The 18,452-nt window shown below is 68.7% G+C and carries 18 protein-coding genes; 7 read left to right on the plus strand and 11 right to left on the minus strand.

All coding sequences use genetic code 11. The features are described from left to right. Positions 1-301: 301 nt before the first annotated feature. Genes OG558_RS08175 through OG558_RS08185 form a run of 3 tightly spaced genes read right to left on the minus strand, consistent with a single transcriptional unit; the run spans position 302 to position 3,742 of the window. Positions 302-1,666 (minus strand): dihydrolipoamide acetyltransferase family protein, encoded by a 1,365-nt coding sequence (locus tag OG558_RS08175; RefSeq protein ID WP_405069660.1) that lies wholly within the window; start codon positions 1,664-1,666, stop codon positions 302-304. Beyond that, positions 1,663-2,649 carry an alpha-ketoacid dehydrogenase subunit beta gene (locus OG558_RS08180; protein ID WP_405069661.1) on the minus strand — a complete coding sequence of 329 codons (987 nt, stop codon included), beginning with the start codon at positions 2,647-2,649 and terminating at the stop codon, positions 1,663-1,665. Before OG558_RS08180 ends, OG558_RS08175 begins: the two co-directional genes overlap by 4 nt. A gap of 4 nt (positions 2,650-2,653) precedes the next feature. After that, positions 2,654-3,742: a thiamine pyrophosphate-dependent dehydrogenase E1 component subunit alpha gene (locus tag OG558_RS08185; RefSeq protein ID WP_405069662.1), complete on the minus strand. Its 1,089-nt coding sequence runs from the start codon at positions 3,740-3,742 to the stop codon at positions 2,654-2,656. Between the two features lie 199 nt (positions 3,743-3,941). Between OG558_RS08185 and OG558_RS08190 the strand changes: the two genes are divergently transcribed. Beyond that, on the plus strand, positions 3,942-4,430 hold the full coding sequence (locus tag OG558_RS08190) for an Lrp/AsnC family transcriptional regulator (protein ID WP_329482556.1): 489 nt from the start codon (positions 3,942-3,944) through the stop codon (positions 4,428-4,430). On the opposite strand, the gene OG558_RS08195 is transcribed toward OG558_RS08190, so the two are convergent. After that, positions 4,427-5,395 carry a LacI family DNA-binding transcriptional regulator gene (locus OG558_RS08195; RefSeq protein ID WP_405069663.1) on the minus strand — a complete coding sequence of 323 codons (969 nt, stop codon included), beginning with the start codon at positions 5,393-5,395 and terminating at the stop codon, positions 4,427-4,429. The genes OG558_RS08190 and OG558_RS08195 overlap by 4 nt on opposite strands. Before the next feature lie 77 nt (positions 5,396-5,472). On the opposite strand from OG558_RS08195, the gene OG558_RS08200 reads away from it, so the two are divergent. Then, positions 5,473-6,789, plus strand: a complete 1,317-nt coding sequence (locus OG558_RS08200) for a Gfo/Idh/MocA family protein (protein ID WP_405069664.1) — start codon at positions 5,473-5,475, stop codon at positions 6,787-6,789. A gap of 79 nt (positions 6,790-6,868) precedes the next feature. Here the strand turns inward: OG558_RS08200 and OG558_RS08205 are convergent, their stop codons facing one another. Then, entirely contained in the window at positions 6,869-7,870 is a 1,002-nt protein-coding gene (locus tag OG558_RS08205; RefSeq protein ID WP_405069665.1) for a magnesium and cobalt transport protein CorA, read from the minus strand. A gap of 90 nt (positions 7,871-7,960) precedes the next feature. On the opposite strand from OG558_RS08205, the gene OG558_RS08210 reads away from it, so the two are divergent. After that, complete coding sequence (locus OG558_RS08210; protein WP_405069666.1) at positions 7,961-8,938, plus strand: 2-hydroxyacid dehydrogenase; 978 nt, start codon at positions 7,961-7,963, stop codon at positions 8,936-8,938. Here the strand turns inward: OG558_RS08210 and OG558_RS08215 are convergent. Further along, positions 8,922-9,806 (minus strand): RNA polymerase sigma-70 factor, encoded by an 885-nt coding sequence (locus tag OG558_RS08215; RefSeq protein WP_405069667.1) that lies wholly within the window; start codon positions 9,804-9,806, stop codon positions 8,922-8,924. The genes OG558_RS08210 and OG558_RS08215 overlap by 17 nt on opposite strands. Before the next feature lie 151 nt (positions 9,807-9,957). Between OG558_RS08215 and OG558_RS08220 the strand changes: the two genes are divergently transcribed. Beyond that, a complete protein-coding gene (locus tag OG558_RS08220) occupies positions 9,958-10,443 on the plus strand; it encodes a carboxymuconolactone decarboxylase family protein (RefSeq protein ID WP_329482562.1) in 486 nt (161 codons plus the stop codon). A 739-nt stretch (positions 10,444-11,182) separates the two neighbouring features. On the opposite strand, the gene OG558_RS08225 is transcribed toward OG558_RS08220, so the two are convergent. From OG558_RS08225 to OG558_RS08240, 4 genes are all read right to left on the minus strand, one after another. After that, complete coding sequence (locus OG558_RS08225) at positions 11,183-11,707, minus strand: DinB family protein (RefSeq protein WP_405069668.1); 525 nt, start codon at positions 11,705-11,707, stop codon at positions 11,183-11,185. Between the two features lie 5 nt (positions 11,708-11,712). Then, positions 11,713-12,645 carry an alpha/beta fold hydrolase gene (locus OG558_RS08230; protein WP_405069669.1) on the minus strand — a complete coding sequence of 311 codons (933 nt, stop codon included), beginning with the start codon at positions 12,643-12,645 and terminating at the stop codon, positions 11,713-11,715. 16 nt (positions 12,646-12,661) lie between these two features. Beyond that, on the minus strand, positions 12,662-13,072 hold the full coding sequence (locus OG558_RS08235; RefSeq protein WP_329482565.1) for a VOC family protein: 411 nt from the start codon (positions 13,070-13,072) through the stop codon (positions 12,662-12,664). Between the two features lie 121 nt (positions 13,073-13,193). Next, entirely contained in the window at positions 13,194-13,643 is a 450-nt protein-coding gene (locus OG558_RS08240; RefSeq protein WP_405069670.1) for a hypothetical protein, read from the minus strand. A gap of 222 nt (positions 13,644-13,865) precedes the next feature. Here OG558_RS08240 and OG558_RS08245 point away from each other — a divergent pair, with 222 nt between their 5' ends. From OG558_RS08245 to OG558_RS08255, 3 genes are all read left to right on the plus strand, one after another. Then, the gene (locus OG558_RS08245) at positions 13,866-14,675 is read left to right on the plus strand and encodes a hypothetical protein (RefSeq protein WP_405069671.1); all 810 of its coding nucleotides are present in this window, start codon (positions 13,866-13,868) and stop codon (positions 14,673-14,675) included. Between the two features lie 67 nt (positions 14,676-14,742). After that, positions 14,743-15,522 carry a hypothetical protein gene (locus OG558_RS08250; RefSeq protein WP_405069672.1) on the plus strand — a complete coding sequence of 260 codons (780 nt, stop codon included), beginning with the start codon at positions 14,743-14,745 and terminating at the stop codon, positions 15,520-15,522. A 329-nt stretch (positions 15,523-15,851) separates the two neighbouring features. After that, positions 15,852-17,744: a heparinase II/III family protein gene (locus tag OG558_RS08255; protein ID WP_405069673.1), complete on the plus strand. Its 1,893-nt coding sequence runs from the start codon at positions 15,852-15,854 to the stop codon at positions 17,742-17,744. A 52-nt stretch (positions 17,745-17,796) separates the two neighbouring features. On the opposite strand, the gene OG558_RS08260 is transcribed toward OG558_RS08255, so the two are convergent. Next, on the minus strand, positions 17,797-18,375 hold the full coding sequence (locus OG558_RS08260; RefSeq protein ID WP_405069674.1) for a DUF664 domain-containing protein: 579 nt from the start codon (positions 18,373-18,375) through the stop codon (positions 17,797-17,799). Positions 18,376-18,452: the final 77 nt, after the last annotated feature.

The following is an 18,452-nucleotide window of genomic DNA, read 5'->3' on the forward strand; positions in this document are numbered from 1 at the left end:
GTGTACTCGGTCAGGAGGTTGGTAGCCGACGGAAACCAACCCCATCCCAGCGGGCACCACTGCGCCAGCCCCTGTCGCTGGTCGCCGCCACCCGGCCGGCTCGCTGCCCCGCCCGGCTGGCTTGGTCGGTCACTTTGTGCACCAGATCCGTACGGCGCCGACCCTCCGGGTACGGATCTGGTGCACAAAGTCGATCTCTGCTGTGGCCGAAAGCGGCGGGCCGGGGCGAATTCCCTCCCCTGTATCTCCCGGAGCCAGTCAGCCGCGCCGGCGATACCACCAACCTCACAACCGTGTCCTTCTAGAGGTCCGCGAAAGCCGAGGCCGGGTTCTCGAAGGCGTCCGCGACGAAGCGGAGGAAGGCGGCTGCTGTGCCGCCGTCGCACACGCGGTGGTCGAAGACGAGGGACAGCTGGGTGAGTTTGCGAATCGCGAGTTCACCGTTGACCACCCACGGCCGGTCGATGATCCGGCCGACGCCGAGGATCGCGACCTGCGGGTGATTGATGATCGCCGCGCTGCCATCCACTCCGAAGCTGCCGTAGTTGTTCAGCGTGAACGTCCCACAGGAGAGTTCGTACGGCGTGAGCCGGCCGGCGCGCGCGGATTCGGTCAGCCGCCGGATCTCCTCGTCCAGAGCCCGCGTCGTCAATCGGTGCGCGTTCGCCACCGCCGGCACGACGAGACCACGGTCGGTCTGGGCGGCCAGGCCGAGGTTGACGCCGTCGTACTGCACCAGCTCTTCGCGCTCGGTGTCGACGTACCCGTTCAGCTCCGGATACTTCAGCAGCCCCGCCACCACGAACCGCCCCATCAACGCCAGCAACCCCGGCCCGCCATCGGTTGCCGAGCGCAACGACTCGCGCAGCTCGACCAGCGCGGTCGCATCCACGTCCACCCAGGTGGTCGCCTCCGGAATCTCCGCCCGGCTACGACTCAACGTAGCCACCACAGCCTTCCGGAACCCACTCATAGGCTCCCGCCGCAACTCCGCCAGCCCGGTCCGGGAGCTCTGCGCGACGGTCACCGGCTGCACCAGGACGTCCTCGGTCCCCAGCCGGCGAGCGATCGCGAACTCCACGTCCCGCCGGACGATGAGACCGCCCTCACCCGACCCGGTCAGGCCCTTCAGATCCACGCCGGCATCCCGCGCGAGCCGACGTACCAGCGGCGAGACGACTAGCGGCACCCGCGGCGCGTCTCCGCTTTCCGGAACATTGTTTGCGCTGGGTGGCAGTGATGTTCCGGAAACCGTCGCCGAAGGGCGGGGCTTGCGCCGGCGGCCCGATGTGGCCCCGGCTCCGGTGCCGTAGCCGATCAGGACGTTGCCGGAGCCGGCGCGTTCTTCGTGGCGGTACGCCTCGCCGGCCTCGTCCGGCCGCGCGCCGGCTCCGCCGGAGCCGGCCTGCTCGCGAGAAGGCGTGCTCGGGTTCGCCTCGGCGATGGTGATGAGGGGTTTGCCGACCGGGATGGTCGTGCCTGGGTCGCCGTGGAGCTCTTCGATGGTGCCGGCGTAGGGGGAAGGGAGCTCGACTACGGACTTGGCGGTTTCGACCTCGGCGATGGGGGTGTCGACGGTGATCACGTCGCCGACCTTCACCAGCCAGCGGACGATTTCGGCCTCGGTGAGGCCTTCGCCGAGGTCCGGGAGGAGGAACGTGTTCACGAGTCCTCCCACTGCAGGTCGTCGACCGCGTCGAGGATCCGGTCGACGCCGGGCAGCTGGTACTTCTCCAGCTTCGGCGGCGGATACGGGATGTCGAACCCGGTCACCCGCCGGATCGGCGCGGCCAGCGAGTGGAAGCAGCGTTCGGTGACCCGGGCAACGATCTCCGACGACACACTCGCGAACCCACTCGCCTCCGCGACCACGACCGCCCGGCCGGTACGGCGTACCGCCGCGCAGACCGTCTCGTCGTCGAACGGGACGATCGACCGCAGGTCCACCACGCTCAGCTGCCGCCCCTCGGCCGCCGCGACCTCGGCCGCCTCCAGCGCGACCGGCACCGTCGGACCGTACGCGATCAACGTCGCGTCGGCGCCCTCCCGCCGTACGACGGCGGTCCCGATACCCGGCTGGTCCTCGGTCAGATCGACCTCTTCCTTGGCCCAGTAGAGCTTCTTCGGCTCCATGAACACGACCGGATCGGGGAATTCGATTGCCTTGCGCAACAACGTGTACGCGTCTGCGACGGTCGCCGGCGCGACCACGGTCAGACCGGGCGTGTGCGCGTAGTAGCTCTCTGACGAGTCGCAGTGATGCTCGACGCCGCCGATCCCGCCGGCGTACGGCATCCGGATCACCATCGGCAGCGTGATCCGGCCGCGGGTCCGGTTCCGCATCTTGGCGACGTGCGACACGATCTGCTCGAACGCCGGGTACCCGAACGCGTCGAACTGCATCTCGACCACCGGCCGCATCCCGTTCATCGCGAGTCCGACCGCCATCCCGACGATCCCGGACTCGGCCAACGGGGTGTCGAAGCAACGATCCTCGCCGAACTCCGCGGTCAGCCCGTCGGTGATCCGGAAGACACCGCCGAGCGCGCCGACGTCCTCACCGAACATCAGCACGGTGTCGTCGGCCTTCATCGCGTCCCGCAGCGCCTGGTTGAGCGCCTGGGCCACGGAGATCTTCATGTGCGTCATCAGCTCAGGCCTCCTCTCGCGCCAGCTCATCGCGCAGGAACGCGGCCTGCTCCCGCAGCTGCTGCGTCTGCTCGGTGTAGAGATGCGCGAACAGATCCGCCGGGTCCACCTCGGGCTCCGGCATCAGCCCGTCGCGAAGCTGGTCCGCGACCTCAGCCGCCGCACCCTCCGCCCGCTCGCGGACCGCATCGTCGAGCAGCCCTTGCGCCACGAGGTAAGTCTCGAGCCGCTTGATCGGATCGCGGTCCAGCCACGGCGTGACCTCGGCGTCCTCGCGGTAGCGGGTCGCGTCGTCGGCGTTCGTATGCGCCTGCACACGGTAGGTGTGTGCCTCCACGAGCTGCGGGCCTTCCCCCGCCCGCGCCTTCTCCACGGCCTGTCCGAGTACGGCGAGCAGCCCGGCGAGATCGTTGCCATCGGCCCGTTCGCCGGGGACGCCGTACCCGATGCCCTTGTGAGCCAGCGACGGCGCGACACTCTGCTTGGCGAGCGGCACCGAGATCGCGTACTCGTTGTTCTGGATGAAGAAGACGACCGGCGCGTGGAAGACGGCGGCGAAGTTCAGCGCCTCGTGGAAGTCGCCCTCGCTGGTCCCGCCATCGCCGCAGAGCGCCATCACCACGGTGTCCTCGCCCTTCAGCCGCGCCGCGTGCGCGACACCGACCGCGTGGGTGAGCTGCGTCGCGAGCGGCGTGGACTGCGGCGCGACGTTGCGCGCGTACGGGTCGTACCCGGAGTGCCAGTCGCCGCGAAGCAGCGTCAGCGTCTCGATCGGGTCGACGCCGCGGCTCACGATCGAGACGGTGTCGCGGTACGTCGGGAACAGCCAGTCGCCCTCGCGCAGCACCATCGTGGCCGCGACCTGGCAGGCCTCCTGACCGTGCGACGACGGGTAGACGGCGAGCCGGCCCTGCCGGACCAGCGCACTGGCCTGGTCGTTGATCCGGCGCCCCTTGATCAACTGAACGTAACCGTCGACCAGCGCGTCCTTGGTGGGCAGCGGGTACGACGGATTGGCGTGCGGTACGCCGTCCTGGTCGATCAACCGGACGGGTTCCGCAGACGGGAGCAAACGCTCCTCGACGAGGCTCATCGACGTCCTCGCTTCGCTCCGGGCGCCGATGAGGCGCGAAGTGGACTGTATTTGATGGTGAACTCGCTTCGCTCGCTCACGTGACCCTCCTGCGCAGGAGACGGACGGTGGCCTCATCGTCGTACTTCTGGCCAATCGGATCCAGACCTGGAAGAATCACGAGACGTTTGGTTCGATCCGGTGCCGATGAAGGAGCACGATGTCCGATGAGGTGATGGTCCACCGGGCCGGTCCTGGACAGATGGTCGTCGCCCCCGCACTGGACGAGGTCGACCGGCAGATCGTCGAGGCGCTCGGTCGGGACGGACGGCTCTCGATCCGGGCTCTGGCGGACCAGGTGCACATCTCCCGCGCGAACGCGTACGCCCGCGTCGAGCGGCTCACGACGACCGGGGTGATCACCGGTTTCACTGTCACGGTCGACCCGCTCAAGCTCGGCCTCGCGACGTCGGCGTACGTCACGCTCAGTCTCCGCCAGAGCTCCTGGCGGTCCCTCCGGGAGCAACTCCAGGCAATCCCCGAGATCAAGCACATGGCACTGGTCGGCGGCGACTTCGACGCGATCCTGCTGGTCCGCGCCACCGACAACGAAGGCCTCCGCCGCGTAGTCCTCGAGAAGCTCCAAGCCATCCCCGAGGTCCTCGCCACCCGCACCGCCCTGATCTTCGAAGACCTCGGCACGCTCTAGCAGCCGCAGGACTTTCGCAGAATGAGCTCGGCGGGGTAGGTCACCGCTTCTACCTTGTCCTGGCCGTCGATCAGGCGGCTGACTGCTTCGCGGGCCATGCGCTCCAGCGGTTGCCGTATGACGCTGAGCGGCGGCCAGCTGTATTCCGTTTCGGCCGTGCCGTCGAAGGCGAGGACCGCGATGTCGTCGGGGATTCGCAGGCCGGCCTCATGGATCGCGCGGAGGACGCCGACGGCCTGCAGGTCGGAGCTGGCGAAGACTGCCGTCGGCCGATTAGTTGCCGCGAGCAACTCACGGCCGGCGTCATACCCGCCCCGCCGGCTGAAGGTGGTGCGAGCGATCGGTCCGTCCTCGAGCCCGGCCGCCCGCAGCGCATCCCGCCAGCCCAACTCGCGTTCCCCCGATCGGCCACCACCGATCACCAGACCGATGCGCCGGTGGCCGTGCTCCAGCAGGTGCTCCACGCCGCGACGGGCTCCCTCGCGGTACTGCGGTCGGACCGAGCTCACCGTGGACAACACGCGGTTGATCGCGATCACCGGGATGTCGGTCTCGCTCAGGTCGGGGTCTTCCGTGGGCGCGACCAGGAGGAGGCCGCTGACTCGGCGGATCAGGAGTTCGGCGATCTTCGACTGTTCGGTGGCCGGGTCGCCGTCGGCTCCGGTCTGCAGGACGACGTACCCGCGGGCCGCGGCCTCCTTGTCGATCGCCTTGGCGAGCTCGGCGAACAGCGGGTTGCCGCCGTCAGGGGTGATCAGCCCGAAGGTCCGGGTGGTGCCCATCCGGAGCGCACGGGCGGTCGCGTTCGGCCGGTAGCCGAGCACACGGATCGCCTCCAGCACCCGGTCCCGGGTCTCCGGCGCGACCGGCCGTGGGCCCTCGTTCACCACGTAGCTGACCACCGCCGTGCTGACCCCGGCGTACTGCGCCACGTCGTTCCGGGTGACTGGGGTGGCCTTCGGCATGTGCCGATAGTACGACCCTTGACCGCCTGGAAAGCGATTGCTAGCGTGCGTGTTCTACACGAGTAGAAGGAGTCGTCGTGCCCAGACGCTATGCAGTCGCCGGGACCGGTTCACGAGCGCGGGCGTACGTTCGCGCGATCCTCGAGGATCATCCGCAGGAGGCCCAGCTGGTCGCTCTCCTCGACCCGAACCCGGGCCGCCTCGCGTATCACGACCGGTACGTCCAGGAACTCGGCGGTCCGGAGCTCCCGCAGTACGGCGCTGACGACCTGGAGCGGATGGTCAAGGAGCAGTACGTCGACCGCGTGGTCGTGACGAGCCCCGACTACACGCACGCCGCGGTCGTCTCCCGGCTACTGCGCGCCGGCGCGGACGTGATCGTGGAGAAGCCGCTGACGATCGATGCCGACGGCACCCGGCAGATCGTCGATGCGATGACCGAGTCCGGCAAGTCCGTGGTGGTGACCTTCAACTACCGCTACTCGCCGCGGAACAGCGCGCTGCGGCAACTGATCGCCGACGGCGAGATCGGCACCGTCACCAGCGTCGAGTTCCACTGGGTGCTCGACACCCGGCACGGCGCGGACTACTTCCGCCGCTGGCACCGCGAGAAGAAGAACTCCGGTGGTCTGATGGTGCACAAGGCGTCCCACCACTTCGACCTGGTGAACTGGTGGATCGCCTCGACGCCGGCCCGGGTGTTCGCGTCCGGCGGCCTGTTCTTCTACGGCGACGGCAATGCGGCCGCCCGTGGCCTTGGGCGCCGACCAGAGCGCGGCACGATCGATGACTCGGGCAACGATCCGTGGTTGCTGGATCTGCGGACCGACGAGGTCAACCGGCAGCTGTACTGGGAGAGCGAGAAGTACGACGGCTACCGTCGCGACCAGGACGTGTTCGGACCGGGGATCACGATCGAGGACAACATGTCCGTGATCGCGGAGTACGCGAACGGCGCCCGGCTGAGCTACTCGCTCAACGCCCACTCCCCCTGGGAGGGGTACCGCGTCTCGGTCAACGGCACCGAGGGACGCGCGGAGCTGGAGGTCGTCGAGCGGGCCGCGGTGATCGACGACCAGATCGACCCGAGCTACCCGTCCGAGCGCGTGGTCGCCGGCGACGTACGGTCCGACGGCGAGCGGCTGGTCCTGCAGAAGCACTGGGCCCCCGCGGTCGAGGTCGAGATCCCCCGCGGCGTCGGCGGTCACGGCGGCGGTGACCGCCTGATCTACGCCGACCTGTTCCAGGGGCCCGGCAACGACCCGCTCGGTCGCGCCGCCGACGTCCACGACGGCGTCCGCGCGGTCGCGGTCGGCATCGCCGCCAACCAGTCCCTAGCCACCGGCCAGCCCATCGTCATCGCCGACCTCAACCTCGGCGGCTGGCCCGAGTAGACGCTACGTCCGAAGATCTGAGGGTTCTGGCCCTCAGATCTTCGGACGCAAGAGACCGGTGCCGGTGAGCGAGCTGGCGTCAGGTTGAGTGGCGGGCGGTTCGCTGGCGGCGGAACCAGATGGCCAGGGCCACGCACGGCACCAGCAGGCCGCCGATGCCGAGCACGAGGAAGTCCCACTCCGCGCCGATGCGTTCGGTCAGCCAGCCGAAGTTCTGGCCGAAGAACCCGGTGACGAAGGTCAACGGCAGAAAGATCGTGGCCAGGATGGTCAGCTGCTCGATCGTCGCGTTCTGCCGGACGCTGACCTTGGTCTGCTCGACGCCGATCACCGCCATGTTCGCCTCCAGCACGGTGGCGAGCAGGTCGCGTTGCGCGGCGACCTCCTCGTTCACCAGCACCAGGTGGTCGTGCACGTCGCGGAAGTACGGCAGCAGCTGGGTGTCCCGCGCACCGCGTTCGATGGTCGTGAGTACGGCGAGCAGCGGGTGGACGGCCCGGTAGAAGTCGGTCACCTCGCGGCGGAGGAGGTAGATCCGCTCGGTCGGCGCGACGGAGCCGGCGAAGACGGTCTGCTCGACCTGCTCGATGTCGCGTTCCAGCTCGGCGACGACCGGGCCGTAACCGTCGACCACCTGGTCGAGGATCGCCCAGAGCACCGCGCTCGTCCCGGCCTCCAACAGCTCGGGGCGCTGCTCCAGCCGGATCCGGGCGCCGTGCAGATCACTGGCCACGCCTTGGCGGACGGTGATCACGAACGCCGGCCCGACGAACACGCTCACCTCGCCGAAGTCGACCTCTTCGCGCTCGTCGTCGTACCGGGCGGTGCGCAGGATGGCCAGGCTGATGTCGCCCTCGTACGGCTCGATCTTGGGCCGGAGATGGAAAGTCTGCGCGTCCTCGACGGCCAGTTCGTGCAGGCCGAAGCTCTCTCTGACCTGGGTCAGCTCGTCGTCCGTGGGTTCGAACATGCCCAGCCAGACGAATCCGCCGGCCTTGCAACTGGCGGCGGCGTCCTCGACCGACATCGCCTCGACGTGCTGGCGGCGACCGTCCCGGTAGTACGCGCAGTCGATGATCATGATGACCTCCTCCCCTGATCGTCGTACCGACCGGCGACAGGAAATAGGGTTGAGCGGGAAAGTGGCGGTGAACATCGGTGAGGAGAACCCGTGGGACTACCAGTGGTACTGATGCCAGGACCGATGCATCCGGCGGTCGCGCAGGGTCTGGAGGGCCACTGTGAGTTGATCAGGCTCTGGGAGGAGAGTGACCCGGACGCCGTTCTCGCGGCCCGCCGGGACGAGATCGTTGCCGTCGCCACCGGCGGCGGCCGGATCGACGGCCCGTTCCTCGACCGGCTGCCCGCGGTGCGGATCGTGGCCAGCTTCGGCGTCGGCTACGACCGGATCGACGCGAACGCCGCGGCCGAGCGCGGCGTCGTGGTGACCAACACCCCGGGCGTGCTGGACGACGAGGTCGCCGACACCGCCCTCGGGCTGCTGCTGATGGCCGTCCGTGAGCTGCCCCAGGCCGAGCGGTACCTGCGGGCGGGCAAGTGGCAGGACGGCCCCTACCCGTTGACCCGGGCAACCATGCACGGCCGCCGGATGGGCATCCTCGGCCTCGGCCGGATCGGGCAGGCGATCGCGGACCGGGTCACGCCGTTCGGCATCTCCGTTGCCTACCACAACCGCCGCCGCAAGGACGTCGGCTACCGGTACTACCCGACGCTGGTCGAGATGGCCCGCGACGTCGACATCCTGATGATCGTCATCCCCGGCGGCGACAGCACCCGGCACCTCGTCGACGCCGAGGTCCTGCAGGCGCTCGGCCCGGACGGCATTCTGATCAACGTCTCCCGCGGCTCGGTCGTCGACGAGCAGGCACTGGTCGACGCTCTGCGGACCAACACGATCCTGTCCGCCGGCCTGGACGTCTTCGAGCACGAGCCGAAGGTCCACCCCGACCTCCTGACCCTCCCGAACGCCGTCCTGCTCCCCCACGTCGGCTCGGCCACCATGCCCACCCGCACCGCGATGGGCAACCTGGTCGTCGACAATCTCCGCAACTGGCTGGCCCACGGCACTCCGCTGACCCCGGTCCCGGAGTCGGCGGAGCTGGTCCGGCGGCTCAGCGGCTCAGAGTGATCTCCCGCTCCAGGCGGGATAGTTTCTCGGGGTTGCGTACGGCGTAGAGACCGGTGATCAGGCCGTCCTCGAGCCGGATGGCTGTCACGGTGTCGATCTCTCCGTCGAAGCGGAGGATCAGGGCCGGCTGCCCGTTGATCTGGGTCAGCTCCACCGACGCCTCACCCAGCCGGCGCAGCCCGAGCGCCAACAGGCCGGCGACCTTGTCAGCGCCCACGATCGGCTCGGGCAGCGCCTGGACGACGCCACCGCCGTCGCCGAGGAAGACGACGTCCGGCGCGAGGATGTCGACCAGGCCTTGCAGGTCACCGGTGTTGATGGCGCGCTGGAACGCCTCGAGCGCGTCCCGGGTCTCGTCGGCGGAGACGATCCCGCGGGGCCGCCGGGCCGCGACGTGGGCGCGGGCGCGATGGGCGATCTGCCGGACCGCGTCCGGCTTCTTGTCGACGGCTTCCGCGATCTCGTCGTACTCCAGACCGAACACCTCCCGGAGCACGAACACGGCCCGCTCGGTCGGCTTCAGGGTCTCCAGGACGAGCAGCATCGCCATCGAGACGCTGTCGGCGAGCTCGACGTCCTCGGCCACGTCCGGCGCGGTGAGCAGGGGTTCGGGCAGCCACGGACCGACGTACGACTCCTTGCGGCGGCCGAGCGTCCGTAGCCGCATCAGCGCCTGGCGGCTCGCGATCCGGACCAGGTACGCGCGCTGATCCTGGATGGTGTCGAGGTCGACGCCGACCCAGCGCAGCCACGTCTCCTGCAGGACGTCCTCCGCGTCAGCGGCCGAGCCGAGCAGCTCGTAGGCGACTGTGAACAGCAGGTTGCGATGCGCAACGAACGCCTCGGTGGCTCGGTCCGTACCGGTCATGGCTGGCTCCTTCGCGCCGTCGGCTGTCGCCCACCAGATGCCGGCCGCCGGGATTCTGTGACAGCTCGATCGGTATGGCGTTCGTCACGTCACAGCAGCCGGCTCGGCGGCATCTCGTGTTCGTCCAGTAGATCTCACAAGTGAGGACATCATGACGGAACCCCGTATCGACCTGATGAGCAACGAGCTCGGCGCCAGGCTCGGCAAGCGGATGTTCGGCGTTCACCAGGCCGTCCAGGAGTCAGGCCTGTCCGAGACCACGCAGGCGCTGGTGATGCTGCGCGCCAGCCAGATCAACGGCTGCGGTCACTGCATCGACCTGCACGTCAAGGAGGCCGCGGCGGCCGGCGAGACCGCGACCCGCCTCAGCCTGGTCGCCGCCTGGCACCACTCGACGGTCTTCACCGAGGCCGAGCAGGCGGCCCTGGCTCTCACCGAGGAAGCCACCCGCCTGGCCGACACCCACGGCGTCTCCGACGACACCTGGGCGTGGGCGAGCAAGCACTACGAGGAGGATCAGCTCATCGCGCTCGTCACCGTGATCGCGATGATCAACGCCACCAACCGGCTGGCCGTCACCCTCAACCAGCTCGGCGGGTCGTACGAAGCCGGTCTCCTGACCAAAGCCCTCGACTGACGAGGGCCGCGCGATTCCCGTTTGAGGGGTCACCCCGGAAGCGATGGGTTCGGCCGCCAGATTTCGTGGGGCCAAGCCACACGTCGAGGGGTTGACCGGTTTTCTGCTTGATGTGTGGGTGATGTGACGGGCCTTGAACTGGTGCACGCGGTGGCCTGGTTGAGATTGTGGGCCGTCGAGGAAGGCGAGCTTGGTGCTCGGGGCGGCGGTGTGCCGGCGTGTGCTACTGCCGGCTAGCCGGTGATGTGGTGGTCGTCCGGGGGCGGCAGTTCGCCCAGGCGGTCGGCGGCCCGCTTGCGCATTTGGTGGGTTGACGTCCCATGTGGTGGGTTGCCGTACCGGATTCCGGGGCGCCAACCCACCATCTCGGACGCCAACCCACCAAATGGGGGTCGCTCGGCACCATGTCCGCGCCGACACACAGCACCGGGCGGGGACCGGGGCCCGTGGGCTGGGGTCGTGGGGTGGGGCCGTGGGTTGGGACGGGTCGTGGTGGGTTGGGACAAGGAATTGCCTGTCTCAGCCCACCACGACGTGTCCCAGCCCACCAGAGGTGGACCGATCCGCAGGAGAACAAGCGCGCCACAACCGCCCGACCCAGCCTCGGCACACCTTCCCACCTTGCCTCCTTGCCCACCGCCCCCTATCCCGACCAGCACACCTGGCCGACGACGATCCCCCACACATCGACCAGAACAGCCGGTTGACCCCTCAAACGGGGTAGCGGGCGCCGGCGGGGTCAGCCGGCGGGCTGTTCGGCTGGGGGGAGGTCCCAGATGCGGTTGGTCTGCCAGGCGTACTCCCAGGCCTGGATGTCGGGGGCCTCGATGCCGAAGCCGGTGAGGATCGCGCAGACCTGTTCGCGGTGGTGGTTGGCGTGGTTGATCGCCTGTGCGATGAAGATGCCGACCCGCGTCCCGCGGGTGTTGTCGTCGACGATCATCACCCGCTCGACGTCGATCGGCTTCGCCAGGAACTCCTCCCATACCGCGCCGGCCTCGTCGTTCCACCGCTCGAGCGTGTCGAAGTCCTGCGCGTGCTCGCCGTCGACGAAGTCGAGCGGGCTGTCGGCGATCCGCCGTACGTAGCTGCCGTCGCAGCGGACGATGTGATCGAGTGTCGCCAGGATCCCGCCGAACGTGCCGACGCCGGTGACCTCGAGCTGCTCGGGCGTGAGGTTCTGCGCGCGACAGAACTGGATCAGGCTCTTCGTCGCCCAGTTGTTGTGCCGGATCGGGTCGTACAGCAGGTCGTTGAGTCCCATGCGATTCACGCTAGCCGCAAAGCCTCGAGGATCTCGTCCCAATATTCGTGCAGTACGGCGAGATGCGTGGTCTGCTCGCGGATCACCAGAGTCGCCCGCGGGATCCGCTCGGCGAGCCAGTGCCCGTTGCGTGGCGAGACGTTCGCGTCCGAGTCGCCGTACCAGAGGAGGACCGGGCACGTGATCCGCTCGGGGCGGAAAGGCCAGGATGCGAAGGAGATCGCGGCGTCGCGGAGATAGCCGGCCGGGTTCGTCAGCGCTTCGCGGACCGCGGCGGCGATCGCGGCGTCGGAGCCGAGCGCGCGGCCGTCGACGACCGGTCCCGGCCGCCTGATCACCTCGGCGTCGCGCGGGTCCAGCTCCGTGAGGAAGCGCCGCGCCAGGGCGGTGTCGTCCGGGTCGGCGGGATCGAGCTGGGCGACGTACGCCTGGAAGCCGGAGCGCATCGCCGCGACCGCGTCGTCCGGTGGCAGCGTGGCGAGCCGGGCGAAGAACGCCAGCTCCTCGGGGCCGAGATCATCTCGGTGGATCGGCGGGTCCAGCTCGGGGACACTGCCCGGGCTCGTCGCTACTCCCACGGCCGTCACGCGGTCCGGACGACGCGCTGCGCAAGCCAAGGCGTACGGGCCGCCGATCGACATCCCGAGCACGGCGAAGCCGTCGATCCCGAGCCGATCCGCAACGGCCACGACGTCGTCGGCCACGGACAGATGTGTCGAGGCACAGGCATCCGACGTCCCGTAGCCGGGCCGGTTCACCGCGATCAGTCGTACGCCGTTACGCCCAGCCGCCGCGTCACCGGCGTATGCGGCATGTCGTGTGTCTGGGCAGCCGTGCAGGAAGAAGATCGGGACGCCGTCGGGCGCCCCGCCCTCCCACCACTGCATCCGCCGCCCGTCCGCCGGCCGCATCACCCCACCGACCGCGGGCGAGCGCACCGGCGCCGGGTGCGCGTCAGCCGGCCGCGGCGATGTTGACCATCCAGTTGATGCCGAACTTGTCCGTGACCATGCCGAACTCGTCGCCCCACATCTGCTTCTCCAGCGGGACCGTGACCTTGCCGCCTTCGGACAGCTTCTGGTAGTACCCGCGGAGCTCGTCGCCGTCGCCGCTCAGGCTGATCGCGATGTTCTCACCCGGGTTGTACGGCATGCCCTGCGGCGTGTCGGCCGCCATCAGCGTGAAGCCGCTCGGCGTCTCGAGCTGACTGTGCATCAGCTTGTCGTCATCGTCCGGGCCGTGGCTCGCACCGAACTCCTTGAAGGTGTTCGAGGCCACTTCACCGCCGAAGACGCTCTGGTAGAACTCCATCGCCGCTCGCGCGTTGCTTTCGAACTGGATGTACGGATTGAGCCGAGCCGCCATCAGAAACTCACTTCCCCCAACCGGCCGCACCCGGTGGTGAGGCCTCTTGCCCGCACAGTAAACCCGCCCGCCGACAGTTCGCGACCCCCAGCCGATCCGGGTCTGTGGCCGGGGTCCCCGGTCAGGCCGGGCTCGAGGGGTAACGGTCGAGGTACGCCCGGGCGCGCGGCCGCGGGTCGGCATGGAATTGCTCCGGCAGTCGGTGCCGATGGTCCGCACAGAAGCCCGCGAGGCCGGTCGTGATCGGCATGAGCTCCCAGCGGGTCTCCGGCTCGTACTCGGCCGTCGCCGCGAGGAGCTCGGCCTCGGGCGTCCACCCGTCATGGTCGAACGCCCAGGTCCCGTCGGTCGCGATGACGTGCGACGGGTTCTTCTCCCCGACCTTCCGCAGACCGGCGACCCGGTACGACGGATGGCGCGCGACGAACTCCCACGCGAGAATGTGACAGGCGCCGGCCGCGAAGAACGTCTGGTCCGGGCGTTGCCAGGCCAGCTCCTGGTCCGCTCGTTCCGCCGGCGTACGCCGGAACACGGCGGCCGGCGTGTATCCCGGCTTGTCGATTTCTGGCATGGCTGGAACCTATCCGGGGTTTCCGGACATTAACCAAGTGAGGGATGCGCGGCGACTACTGTCCGGCTGGATGCGGGCACGGTCCGCGGTCGAGTCAGGGGTGTGACAACCATTCCGGGCGTGTCCGCATCTGATAAATGGAGAAGGTTTGCAACGGATACCACGGTTCAGCGCGTCAAGAAGTTATGAGGGTGTATGTCGAAACTGGGGGGAGTGGAGGGTATGCGGAGCAGACTCCGTGAGTCCGTGATCGCTCCGGCCATGGCAATCGTCGTGACGCTGGCCGTGTTCACCGCGATCGGCGGACTGCTGGTGCTGCTCGAGCCCCGCTCGCCGAGCCCCGCGGGCCTGGACACCGGCCTCCTTGCGGCACCCCCCGGGCCTACCACCGTGCCACCGGGCCGCTACGGTTCGGGCACGCTCGGCCCGTGGCAGAACCTGCTCCGGCGGATCACGCCCGACGACCAGATCCGGGACGTCCTGACGTTCAACGGGATCTTCATGTTCGGCGACAGCATCGCCGTCCAGGACGGCCTGGCACTGGAGCAACTGCTCGCGACGCGGACCGGCGACTCGATCGCCGTCCACGACTGGTCCGGTCAGCCGACGTCCGCGGCGGTCGACGCGCTGGCGGGCTGGGCGCGCGACTACGGCCTGCCCAGCCGGATCGTGATGGCGGTCGGCACGAACGACATCTTCGACCCGCCGGCGTTCGGGGCGCAGGTGGAGCGGACGATGGCGATCGCGGGCCCGAAGCGGACCGTGTACTGGGTGAACGTCGAGGTGAGCCGGTTCCGCCAGAGCGCCGACGTCCAGGCCGCCGACCGGGCCAACAGCGCATGGATCAACCAGCAGCTGGAGGAAGCCGCGGCGCGCCACCCCAACCTGAAGATCATCCACTGGTCCGAGTTCCTCAACTCGCAGCCGGCCGGACTGGGGAAGTACCTGCGCGACGGTGTCCACACCAGTTCGCCGGTCGGTCGGGCCGCGCGCAACGACCTGATCGCCGACGCGCTGCAAGGCAGTCCCTGAGGATGGCAACCCCTGCGCCGCCTTCCGCGTTATCAGGATGGGTACGGCGTCACAGGGAGGTCCACGCATGCTCCGGCATCATGCGCTCGCCACCGCTCGCGGCGGGGCGACATCCGCGGTCATCGTCGCGGTCCTGACCGCAACGCTGCTGGTACTCATCCATCTCGAGTCCCCCACTGCCCATGCGAAGGCCGCCGCCGCTCCCGCCACGAGCAATGGTGGCTACGGGTCGGGCAGGATCGGTTCCTGGCGGTCCAACGCCAAGGTGATCTCCAGTGGTGCGCACGTCCGCCACGTCGTGGCGACTGACGGGGTCCTGCTGTTCGGCGACAGCATCGCCGTACAGGACGGGGAGGCACTCGGGCGACTTCTGGCTCAGCGGACGGGTGCGTCGTTCGCCGAGTACAGCTGGGCCGGTCAGCCGACGTCGGCTGCCGTCGACGCCATGGCTGCGTGGGCCCGCGTGTACGGGCTGCCGCATCGGATCGTGATGGCGGTCGGTTCGAACGACATCTTCGACCCGCCGGCGTTCACCGCGCAGGTCGATCGGGCGCTGTGGATCGCAGGGCCCAGCCGGACCGTGTACTGGGTGAACGTCCAGGTGTCGCGGACCGACGAGCCGGCCTCTGTGCAGGTCGCCGATCAGCGCAACAGTGAGTGGGTCGATCTCCAGTTGGCCCAGGCCCAAGAGCGCTACCGGAACCTGCGGATCGTGCATTGGGCCGAGTTCCTCGCGGCCCGTCCCGAGCGGATGCGGACCGACCTGCGGGATGGCCGGCACACGACAGTCCCGGCCGGGCAGACGGCCCGCAACACCTTGATTCTGCAGGCGATCCAGCACGGCTGAACCGGAGTCGGCGATCCGCACAACCTTTCCCTGAGTCAGGGCATCTAGACAGACAGAGGAAACATTCTGACCTCGGGGGGATCCACCTGGACGCGATGAGCTGTCCCAATGTGCATGGCGACGTACCTGGACGTGGAGTGACGGCACCGTGATCGATGCCGGTTGCAACCTTCTCCGGACCGCCTGACGTCTACCCAGTAGCACCCGCCGACGCCGCGGAATCGAGGCGTGTCACGCAAACCACCGGACCGGAATCCAGGGACTCGTTCGGTCCTAATTCAGGTCTAGGCCAGAACAGGCGTGCCCTGGGCATGCGGTGAGGACGAGCAATGCCCGCGAGACATCCCCGCACAGCTGGAACGACGGTCCGGCTCGCCATCGCGCTGGCGGCGAGCGTCGCCGTCCTGGCGACCGCGCTGATGATCCCGCGGGGCGGCTCGAAGCCGGAGGCCGCCCCGGACCCGACCGTTGTCCGAACGGCCGAACCTCCGACCGCCCCGCCGACGCCGGCGAAGCGCAACACCTACACGTGCCCGGCGTACAGCGGGATCGATCACGCGAACCCGTTGGCCAACCTCTATCGCGACACGTTCACGTGGGGTACGACGGCGCCGTACAAGGTGGGCGACGGCAAGGGAAACATCAACTGGCGGGTGAACCCGGACAAGAACCCCAGCTGGTACATGTGGCTGCACTCGCTGCGCTGGCTGGGCCAGGGAATCGTGGCGGCCGGCAATGGCGATCGGCGTGCGCTGCAGCGGGTCAGCGCGATCGCGCACGACTGGGTGAAGGACAACCCGTACTCGTGGAAGTCGGACATCGGCGCGTACGAGTCGACGATGCACCGCACCAACGTGCTGATTTGCTTGCGTCAGGCAACGTTATCCGGGCTGCATGTGTCGCGGCTGCCGCGGGAGTACGCGTGGCTGGACAAGGCGCTGCTGGACCACGCGTGGTTCCTGCGGAAGAACTGGAGCGGTGACTGGAACCACGGCACCGACGAGAGCCTTGCCCTCTTCGGGGTTGGCTGCACGCTCGGGCGGAGCGATCTGAAGAAGGTCGCCGCGGATCGGTTGACCAGCGCGATCAAGACGTCGATCGACACCCAGGGCTCGACCAACGAGCAGTCGACGGCGTACGCCCAGTTCAACTACTCGCTCTGGGGCCGGGCGATCGACGTGCTGGAGAAGTGCGGCGTCGACCCCGGTACGACGATCAAGGCACGCCGGCGCGAACTCGCGAAGTGGCTCGCGCTCGCCACCAACTCGCTCGGCAACCTGCACCAGATCGGCGACTCCGAGGTGGTCCGCACCGCGCCGGTCCCCGGCACGGTTCTCGAGTACGCCGGGACCCTCGGCGCGCAAGGGATCCGGCCGACCCAGCGGATCGGGATCTTCGACGCCGGGTACATCTTCGGCCGGACCGGGTGGGGTGAGACGCGGCCGTTCACCCAGGAATCGACGTACAGCATCAGGTTCGGGCCGGCGCGCAAGCTGCATGGGCACGAGGACCACACGTCGATCACCTACACCTCGCACGGCCGGGACGTCCTGATCGACGGCGGGCACGCCGGCTACAAGATGGACGACTGGCGGAGCTGGGCGAAGAGCCAGTTCTCGCACAACGAGATGACGGTGTTGTCCACCGCCGCGGAACACCCGGAGACCAAGCTGACGCGGTCGTCGATCGCGCCGACGTCGGAGTTCTACGAGCTGCATGACTCCCTGGGCAAGGGGATCGACCGGACCCGGGGCGTGCTGGTGCTGAAGGATCCGGACCTGATGGTCGTGCTGGACCGCGGGACGTCACCGTCGTCCCAGGACTACCAGACGTTGTGGCATCTGCCGGAGGACCAGAAGGTGGTTGTCAACGGCAACTCTGCGGTGGCCGCGAGGCCGGGCGATCGGGTCAAGACGACGTTGCTGCAGATCCCGTTCCAGCAGCAGACCACGCCGATCCAGGTCGCAACCGGCAACACCGACCCGATCCAGGGCTGGCACTACACCACCATCGACAAGCGCCACCCCGCCCCGGTCGTGAAGTTCACCCGCTCCGGCCGCACCGCGTCGATCCTGTCCGTCATCGTCCCAACCCGCAGCAAGGGGGCCGTCGCCTACACCACGTCGCAGCAGGGCTCCGGCGTACGCATCACCTTGAAGGTCGACGGCGTGAGCAGCACCATTTCCGTAGCGGCTGACGGCACGCTCACACGGGTCAAATGAGTCCTTCGTACGGCGGCCCGGTGGGTGGTCAGCGCCGGGCCGTCGTACAGGGTCAGGCGGTTTGTGGCGTGCGGGCGCCTACGGGGTGCCAGCCGGGGGGCGGGTCCTCGCCGACGCGGCCGTCGACGGCTTCGCGGAGGAGGTCGGCGTGGCCGGTGTGGCGGCCGTACTCCTCGACGAGGTCGAAGACGAGGCGGCGCAGGCTCGCGTGCCGGCCGTCGGGCCAGCTGATATGCGCGGGCTGGTCGAGCCCACCGTCGGCGAGGGCAGCGGTGACGCGCTCCCGCGAGCGGGCGACCGCGCCATCCCAGAGCGCGTAGAGCTCCTCGGGCGTGTTGTCGGCCGCGGAGTTGAACTCCCAGTCGTTGTCGTCCTGCCATCCGTTCTCGTCCCAGTGCGAGTCCATCGGTTCGCCGCGGAACTTCACGGTGAACATGTAGTCCTCGTTCGCCGCCAGGTGCTTCAGCAGACCCCCGAGCGTGATCGTCGACGCCCCGATCCGCGCCTGCATCCCGGCCGCGTCGAGCTCGTCGACCTTGTAGCGGAACGTCGTACGCAGCCGATCGAGCGCCCCGATCAGGTGCTCAGCCTCGGTACCAGCCAGCGGAGGTTCCCACCATGTCTCAGTCATACCGGCACCGTAAACCCCATTCCGGACACTCCCCTTCCGGAACTACGAGCTCCCGACTGACGTCCTAGGCTCGGCGG

The sequence above is a fragment of the Kribbella sp. NBC_01510 genome (assembly GCF_045040325.1).
Classification (GTDB): domain Bacteria; phylum Actinomycetota; class Actinomycetes; order Propionibacteriales; family Kribbellaceae; genus Kribbella.

What these genes read in the sequence shown, in the direction of transcription:
- OG558_RS08180 (WP_405069661.1), bottom strand. Translation starts at nt 2,649, where the DNA reads ATGACGCACATGAAGATCTCCGTGGCCCAGGCGCTCAACCAGGCGCTG.
- OG558_RS08185 (WP_405069662.1), bottom strand. Translation starts at nt 3,742, where the DNA reads ATGAGCCTCGTCGAGGAGCGTTTGCTCCCGTCTGCGGAACCCGTCCGG.
- OG558_RS08190 (WP_329482556.1), top strand. Translation starts at nt 3,942, where the DNA reads ATGTCCGATGAGGTGATGGTCCACCGGGCCGGTCCTGGACAGATGGTC.
- OG558_RS08195 (WP_405069663.1), bottom strand. Translation starts at nt 5,395, where the DNA reads ATGCCGAAGGCCACCCCAGTCACCCGGAACGACGTGGCGCAGTACGCC.
- OG558_RS08205 (WP_405069665.1), bottom strand. Translation starts at nt 7,870, where the DNA reads ATGATCATCGACTGCGCGTACTACCGGGACGGTCGCCGCCAGCACGTC.
- OG558_RS08215 (WP_405069667.1), bottom strand. Translation starts at nt 9,806, where the DNA reads ATGACCGGTACGGACCGAGCCACCGAGGCGTTCGTTGCGCATCGCAAC.
- OG558_RS08220 (WP_329482562.1), top strand. Translation starts at nt 9,958, where the DNA reads ATGACGGAACCCCGTATCGACCTGATGAGCAACGAGCTCGGCGCCAGG.
- OG558_RS08225 (WP_405069668.1), bottom strand. Translation starts at nt 11,707, where the DNA reads ATGGGACTCAACGACCTGCTGTACGACCCGATCCGGCACAACAACTGG.
- OG558_RS08235 (WP_329482565.1), bottom strand. Translation starts at nt 13,072, where the DNA reads ATGGCGGCTCGGCTCAATCCGTACATCCAGTTCGAAAGCAACGCGCGA.
- OG558_RS08240 (WP_405069670.1), bottom strand. Translation starts at nt 13,643, where the DNA reads ATGCCAGAAATCGACAAGCCGGGATACACGCCGGCCGCCGTGTTCCGG.
- OG558_RS08245 (WP_405069671.1), top strand. Translation starts at nt 13,866, where the DNA reads ATGCGGAGCAGACTCCGTGAGTCCGTGATCGCTCCGGCCATGGCAATC.
- OG558_RS08250 (WP_405069672.1), top strand. Translation starts at nt 14,743, where the DNA reads ATGCTCCGGCATCATGCGCTCGCCACCGCTCGCGGCGGGGCGACATCC.
- OG558_RS08255 (WP_405069673.1), top strand. Translation starts at nt 15,852, where the DNA reads ATGCCCGCGAGACATCCCCGCACAGCTGGAACGACGGTCCGGCTCGCC.
- OG558_RS08260 (WP_405069674.1), bottom strand. Translation starts at nt 18,375, where the DNA reads ATGACTGAGACATGGTGGGAACCTCCGCTGGCTGGTACCGAGGCTGAG.